We start from the raw sequence: 7,307 nt of genomic DNA, 5'->3' as shown, positions 1-7,307 counted from the left end.
CCCCGCCCCCGGAACCCCCTCCTCCGTCTCCCCGGCCTCGAGCAGCAGGCCGAGCTTCTCTCGATCGATCGTCACGCCGCGCTCCTCCGCCCGCTTCTCGAGCCATTCCCCGAGCATCTTGTCCTTTTCGATCTGAAGCAGGGGCGACATGATGCCTTCCTTCGCCTCCTCGAACGTCATCGGATGCTCCGGGATCCTCTCGAGAAGCTTGGCGACGAAGTAGGCGCCGGAAAGAGGGGCCTGAACCACCGGGGCGATCTCCCCGACCTTAAGCACTTCAAACGCATATTTCTGAAGTTCCCCGGGGATCGATTCCTTGGCCATCAGCTCGGTGACGCCGGCCTTCTCCTTCATGCGGCCCCGGTTGTACTGCCGGGCCAGATCGTCGAACGACTCCCCGGCCGACACCCGGCGGCGGACGTCCTTCGCGGTCTCCTCGTCCTTCAAGTTGACGATCTGGAGTCTCACGCGGGTGGGCATGACCAGTTTGTCCTTCTGGTTCTCGTACTCCTCCAGGAGCTTCTCCTCGGGGACCACGGCGTCGCGGGTCAGCTCCGCGTACACAAGATCGATCAGGCGCTCCTCCATCTTCCGCTCGATCCCGCGAACGACGGAGTCCGACTTGTCCAGACCGCGCTTCGTCCCTTCCGCCAGGTTCTTCTTGTTGACGAAGGACGCCTCGGCCACGCTCCGAATGAGGCCCCCGTTTTCCGAGTGGAACGGTTGGGGCCCCCCGGAGACCGCCCGGACGTAGTCCACGAAATCGTCCACCGTCCAACTCCCCTCCAGGGACTTCACGAGCGGGCGCGCGCGATCCGCTTCCGTCATCGCCTCCGCCCAGCTCGCGTCGGTGGAGCCGCGCTCGGGGAGAAGCCCGTCCAGCCAAAGCACGTTCTCCTCGTTGTACTCGAAGCCGAGCGACTCCCTCACGTTCAGGAGGTAGTTGTTCCAGGCCTCGCTCCTCTTGCGCGAGCGTAGCTCCGTCGCGCAGACGGCTTTCTGGTTCTCGAACTCGGCCATGTCCGGCTCCGCGCGGTCAAGCAGCTGGATGATGTGATACCCCTGCATGCTCTTCACCGGCTCGGACACTTGTCCCGGGCTCAGGCTGAACACCACGCGCTCGATGAGAGGATCGATCTGTCCGTGACGGAGCGTCCCGAGGTCGCCGCCGGCGGACGCGGTTCGCGCATCGAGGGAATGCTCGGCGGCGAGCTTGGCGAAATCCTCGCCCGCGGCGACCTTCCGGGCGATCTCCTCCGCCTTCTCCGCCGTACCGGTCTGGATGTGGCGGGCGTTCACCGTCGTGCGGGAAAGACGGTAGTAATCCTGGAGTTCCTCGACGGTGACCTCGACGTTGGACTCCGACACCTCCTTGTACAGGGCGCCGATGACCATCTCCGTCTCCCAGCGCCCCGATTCCTCGAGGAGCTTCTCGTTCTTGTCGAGACCTCGAGAGAGCGCCTCCGCGACCAGAAGCTCCTTGTTGATCAGCGTCCTCAGGAACGCCTCGCAATCGTCTACGGTCACAAGCGGCGGCCGGTTGAACACCGTGATCGCCTTGTGGGCGATGTTGAAGTCGCCCAACGTGATTTCCTTCTCCCCGACTCGCGCCACCACGTCGTCCTTCTTCTGTCCGCAGGACGGAAGGAGTACGAGAGAGAGCGCGCCGACGGCGACCAGCACAAGAACGGTCTTCCTTAGCATGGGCAATCTCCTTTCGCGCGAGCGTCCGCTCCTTTAGCCCGATTCGCTTCACGGATTCGGAAGATCGATGCTACCGTGTCCCGCGAGGGCCAACAACAGATTTCTGGCCGCGGACGGCCCCTCCCTCGCCCGGTCGTTCGCGAGCTCGATCGCGAAACCCTCGCGCGCATCGACGGATACCCGATCCCCGAAGGCATCCGCGAGACTCCGAATGCGCGCAATCCTGCCGGCCTCCGCGCCGGCGAATCGGACGCGAACGCGCAAAGGCTCCACGCGCACCGACTCCGCGTCGCACGCCTCCCCGAGAAGCTTGAGCTCTCGAAGATCGAACAGGTTCCTCGCCTCCCTGGGCATCCGTCCGAAGCGGTCCTCGACCTCCTCGCGAATCGAAGCGACCTCCTCGGGCGAACGCGTCTCCGCCAGCCGCCGGTAGAGGATCACCTTGAGGTCCGGGTCCCCGACATAGCCGTCGGGAAGGAAGGTGTCGATTGCGGCTTCGACGCGCGTCTCGCGCGGCCCGCGCTTCTCCTCGCCCCGAAGCTCGCGAACCGCCTCCTCGAGGAGCTTGCAGTACATCTCGAAACCGACCGAAGCGACGAAGCCGTGCTGCTCGGCGCCGAGGAGGTTCCCCGCTCCGCGGATCTCGAGATCCTTCATCGCGATGCGGTAGCCCGATCCGAGATCGGTGAAGGTCGTGATCGCCTCGAGGCGCCGGCGGGCGTCGTCGGTAACCGCCGCGTCGCGCGGAACCATCAAGTAGGCGTAGGCTCTCTGGCTCGACCGTCCGACACGCCCCCGAAGCTGATAGAGCTGCGCGAGACCGAATTGATCCGCTCGGTTGACGAGCATGGTGTTCACGCTCGGAATATCGAGACCGGATTCGATGATCATCGTGGTCACCAGGATCTCGATCCTGCGGTCGAGGAAGTCGAGCATCACCGACTCGAGAGCGCGCTCTGGCATCTGCCCGTGCGCGATTCCGACGCGCGCCTCGGGCACGAGGCGCGAGAGATAGGCGGCCATCGAGTGGATCGAGCGGACCCGGTTGTGGACGAAGTAGATTTGCCCCCCCCGGTCGATCTCGCGGAGGATCGCGGCCGTGATGATCTCCGGATCGAACTCGACGAGCTCCGTGACGATCGGCCGGCGATCCTTGGGCGGCGTGTCGATGATCGACAGGTCCCGCACTCCGGAAAGCGACATGTGAAGCGTGCGAGGAATCGGAGTGGCGGTGGTCGCGAGCACGTCGACCGTTTCGCGGAGCTTCTTCAGCTTCTCCTTCTGCGCGACGCCGAACCGCTGTTCCTCGTCGATCACAACGAGCCCGAGATCCCGGAAGACGACGTCTTTTTGGAGAAGGCGGTGCGTCCCGATGAGAACGTCGACCCGTCCGGCGGCGAGGTCCGCGAGGACCGCCCGAATCTGCGCAGGCCGCTGGAACCGGGAGAGAACCTCCACGCGGATCGGAAAACCGCCGAAACGGTCGCGGAAGGTCCGGAAGTGCTGCTGCGCGAGAAGGGTCGTCGGGACAAGGATCGCCGCCTGCTTGCCGTCCATCACCGCCTTGAACGCCGCGCGGACGGCGACTTCGGTCTTTCCGTAGCCGACGTCGCCGCAGATCAGCCGGTCCATCGGGCGCGGCGCCTCCATATCCCGCTTCGTGTCCCGAACCGCGGCCGCTTGATGCGGAGTTTCTTCATACAAGAACGAACTCTCCAGCTCCGCCTGCCACGGACCGTCGGGGGAGAACGCGAACCCGGGGCGCGCGCGCCGCACCGCGTACAGCCGAAGGAGTCCCTCCGCCATCTTGCGGATCGCCTTCTCCGCGCGCGCGCGCGTCCGCGCCCACGAGGCGCCGCCGATCCGGTCGATCGACGGCGGACCGCCTTCCGTGCCGCTGTACTTCTGGAGCCGGTCCATCTGATCGGTCGGAACGTAAAGACGGTCTTGGCCCGCGTAGGAGAGGAACACGCAGTCGCGGTTCACACCGTCGACGGCGATCCTCTCGACGCCGAGGTAACGCCCGATTCCGTAGGCGACGTGCACGACGTAGTCGCCGGGACGAAGAGCGAGATAGCTCTCGATCGGAGCGCCGGCGGGCCTCGCGCGCTCCCGCCGCGCCCTCCGGATCCGGCGGAAGACCTCGTGGTCCGCAAGAACGGCGAGGCGCTCCTCCCGCAGAAGGAATCCTCTCCTCAGCTTCCCCTCGCCGATCGAGACCCGGTCCCGAAACGGTTCGAGGATCTCCCGCATCCGATCGACCTGGCCCTTGTTGTCGCAGAGAAAGAAGACGCGGTAGGAATCCGCGAGCAGGCGGCGGATCTCTTTCTCGAGAAGCTCGAGGTTCCCGAGGATCGGGGGCGCCGGAAGATAGGTGATCGGGACGGTCTCCCCGTCGTCCGCCTCTTGCGCGCCGCGCCGCGCGCGGATCGTTCGGCACGAGAAAACTCTCTCCTCGAGCTCGCGCGCGTCGAGAAACGCGGCGTCCGGCGAAGGGAGGAGGGGATCGTCGGCGGAGGCCGCGTGAAAACGCTCCGCTTCTTTCCAGAACTCGGCGGCCGCGCCGAGCACCTCGCGCTCCTCGAGGACGAGAACGACCGTCCGTTCGGGGAGGCGATCGAATAAGGTGTCGGCGCCGGGGAAGAGAAGCGGAAGGTAGCGCTCGATTCCGTCGAAGAAAGTCCCGCGCTTCAGGAGCTCCGACTCGAGGCCGGCCGGCGCGATTCCCTGCGCGCGGCGCACTGTCTCGTCCGGAAGCGGAAACTCCCTCTGCGGAACGATCCGAACGCGCTCGAGAGTCCGTATCGAGCGCTGCGACTCCGGATCGTACTCGCGGATCGACTCGATCGTATCCCCGAGAAGCTCGATGCGGACCGGGCGGCTCTTCCCCGCGGGGAAGAGGTCGACGATTCCGCCCCGGCGCGCGAAGACGCCCGGTTCTCCGGCGACGGGCGCCCTTCGAAACCCGATGTGCACGAGGCGCTGGGCGAGCTCCTCGACATCCACCTCGGCCCCGGCGAGGAGATCGACGATCTGGCCGGCGAGGACGCCCCGCGGGGCGAGCCGCGTCTGAAGCGCCCGCGGTGTCGAGACCACGATCCCCCCTTCCCCTCGCGCGAGGGCGCCGAGCGTTCTCTGGCGGAGCGCGGTGATCTCGAGGGGCGGCGAATGCTTCTCGTATGGAAGAAGCTCCCATGAAGGAAAAAGGAAGACGCGATCCTCGCCGACCAGACCCTCCGCCTCCTCCGCGAAGAGCTCCGCCTCCTCCGGCCGCCCGAGGAGAAGAAGCACGGCCTGCTCCCCCTCCTCCAGGAGGTCGGCCGCGAGAAAGGAGAGGAGCGAGGCGCCCGCCCCGCTCGCGCGGATCACCCGTTCCCCCGCATCCAGACGGCGGCGGATCTCGCGGAAGGAAACCGATCGATGAAGCAGGTCTCGCAGGGCGGGAAGCATGCTCAGCCTCGATCGAGCGACGAGGGTCGATGCGATCGTGCGACCGCCGTCTCGACCGCGGCGAGAAGAAGAACGAGACCGAGGATCTCCCACCACAGCTCGCGCCCGTAGCGGGACTCGAGAACCGTCTTCTCCGGCATGCGTCCCTCGGGGATGACGCGAAGGGATGGAAGGCCGAGACGCTCGCCCGCTTCGGACGGATCGAGAACGGCGAGGTTCGACTCGGCGGTCTCGAGGTTCACCGCGAACGACTCGGAGAGGCCGCCTCCCTCGATCAGGTAGAAGCCGGGCGCGTCGGTCCGATCGAAACGGAGAACGAGTCGATCCCCATCGCCTCGCGGCTGGAGCGCCACTTCCTCGAGAGGGGTCGTGCAGACGAACTCGTTCCCGAGCGCGACCCCGGAAAGATCCTTGCGAAAAGGACGCCCGACGGTGAGGGATGTCTGATGAAGCGCGCCGCCCGAGTAGAGAGACCGGACCGTTTCGTGAAGGAGCGGAAGATAGACCGCGTGCGCCGGAAGATCGCTCCACTCGAGATCGTGCCCGATCGCGAAGAAGAGGACGCGCCCGCTCCCCTTCTTCCCCTCGACGAGAAGCGGCGCGTCCGGCCCGATGCCCACGACAGACGAGACCCCCTCCCCGACGCGGAGACCGAGATGCCGGAGAAGCACCACATCCCTCAGGGCTTGCCCCAGCCCTTGCCGGAAGATCGAGAAGATCGGGTGGTCTTCCTGCACGCGGTCGATCCTCGCCGCGCCGCGCGGCTCGGCGACGGAGGGATCGATGCTCACCCCCGGCAGCAGTCGTTCGAGCAAGACCGTGTTGTAGTTCCCGAAGTCGATGCCGTCTCCCGGCACGATGACGATGCCGCCACCGCCGCCGGCGTACTCCTCGAGAAGCGCCGCTTCGCGTTCGCCGATCGACGGCACGCCGACGAGGAAGACCGCGTGATAGGGACGGAGCGCAAGCGAGTGAAGCGCGCTCGGGTCGGCCTCCTCCACACGGATCATCCCCTCCCCCACGCCGCCCGGATCGAGAGCGTTCCGAACGAAGAAGCGGCCCGGCTCCTCCTGGCGCGCGAGAAGGAGAACGCGGAGATGCTCGGGTCGATCGAGCACGAAGTAGAACGTGTCGTCGCGCGGCAGGCGGTCGGGAGCGAGTCGGATCTCGCCGCGATGGACGCCGCTCTCCGCGAGAACGACCGAGAAGAGAACCGCCTCGGACCGGCCCGGCTCCACGCGCACGGCCGCCGTCCCCTGCGGTCGTCCGTCGAGGAAGAGGCTCGCGATCGCCTCGGACGACTCCCGCGAGTGGTTCGCGACAGTCGCTCGGATTCTCACCGTCCCGCCCAGCGTGCGCGGTTCGTACAGCTCGGCCCCCTCGATCGTTAGGTTCGGCCTCTCCTCGCTCCCGACGGGGAGAAGGTAGACGCGCGCCGGCTCGTCCCCCCGCGGGACGCTTCGGTTCCCTTCGGCCGGGAAGGCGGCTTCCTGCATGTCGGTGATCAGAAAGATCTCGCGGTTCGGATTTCTTGATCTTTCAATGATTCGGCCCGCTTCCTCCAAGGCGCGGGCGAGGTCCGTCCCTCGTGAGGAGAGGGACGCTCGATCGATCTCAGCTTCGAGAAGACGGAAGTTGTGCGTCGGCGTCTCGAAGCGGGACTCGGCCCCTTCCGACGCGAGAACGAGAAACGCCTCGTCCCCTTCCTTGAGAAGATCGACGATCCGCCGCGCCCGGTCCTTCGCGCGGTCGAGCAGGGTCTCTTCTCCCTCGCGGAAGCCCATGCTGTAGCTCACGTCGAGGACAATGCAGGCGCTCGTGCGCGCGCGCCCGCCGATCCCGGCGGCGAGCGCTCCTTGCAAAGCGGGGCGCGCGAAGGCGAGGCCGATGAGGACGAGCAGTAGGACGCGAAGAAGGAGAAGGAGAAGCTCGCGGATCCGGATCCGCTTCGAGCGCTTGATCTGCAGACGGCGGATGAACTCGAGCGTCGAGAACGCCACGACGCGGGCGCGCGGGCGGTTCAAGAGGTGGATCACGACCGGAATCGCAGCGGCGAGAAGGCCGACCCAGAAGAAGATGCTCTGTAGGAACGCCATCGGTCCCCTTCCGATCGGAGGAGCGGAAAGTCGTCGCTCCCCGCGCTCGCGGCCCGA

3 protein-coding genes are annotated in these 7,307 nt (G+C 66.5%); all 3 read right to left on the bottom strand.

Going from position 1 to position 7,307, the window contains the following annotated elements:
* A partial coding sequence (locus tag FJY73_13615) for a peptidylprolyl isomerase (GenBank protein ID MBM3321695.1) occupies nucleotides 1–1,704 on the bottom strand: 1,704 nt, incomplete at its 3' end.
* A gap of 48 nt (nucleotides 1,705–1,752) precedes the next feature.
* Entirely contained in the window at nucleotides 1,753–5,154 is a 3,402-nt protein-coding gene (gene mfd, locus FJY73_13610) for a transcription-repair coupling factor (protein MBM3321694.1), read from the bottom strand.
* Between the two features lie 2 nt (nucleotides 5,155–5,156).
* Nucleotides 5,157–7,250, bottom strand: coding sequence for a VWA domain-containing protein (locus FJY73_13605; GenBank protein ID MBM3321693.1), 2,094 nt, complete (start codon nucleotides 7,248–7,250; stop codon nucleotides 5,157–5,159).
* Nucleotides 7,251–7,307 lie beyond the last annotated feature (57 nt).

This window comes from Candidatus Eisenbacteria bacterium (genome assembly GCA_016867715.1).
In the GTDB taxonomy this organism is placed as follows: domain Bacteria; phylum Orphanbacterota; class Orphanbacteria; order Orphanbacterales; family Orphanbacteraceae; genus VGIW01.
The sequence above is the reverse complement of the archived record's forward strand: the minus strand, read 5'-3'. Positions and strand labels throughout refer to the sequence as shown.

Bases quoted from the DNA above. Each gene is read 5' to 3' on its own strand.
- mfd (MBM3321694.1), bottom strand. From the start codon at position 5,154: ATGCTTCCCGCCCTGCGAGACCTGCTTCATCGATCGGTTTCCTTCCGC.
- FJY73_13605 (MBM3321693.1), bottom strand. From the start codon at position 7,250: ATGGCGTTCCTACAGAGCATCTTCTTCTGGGTCGGCCTTCTCGCCGCT.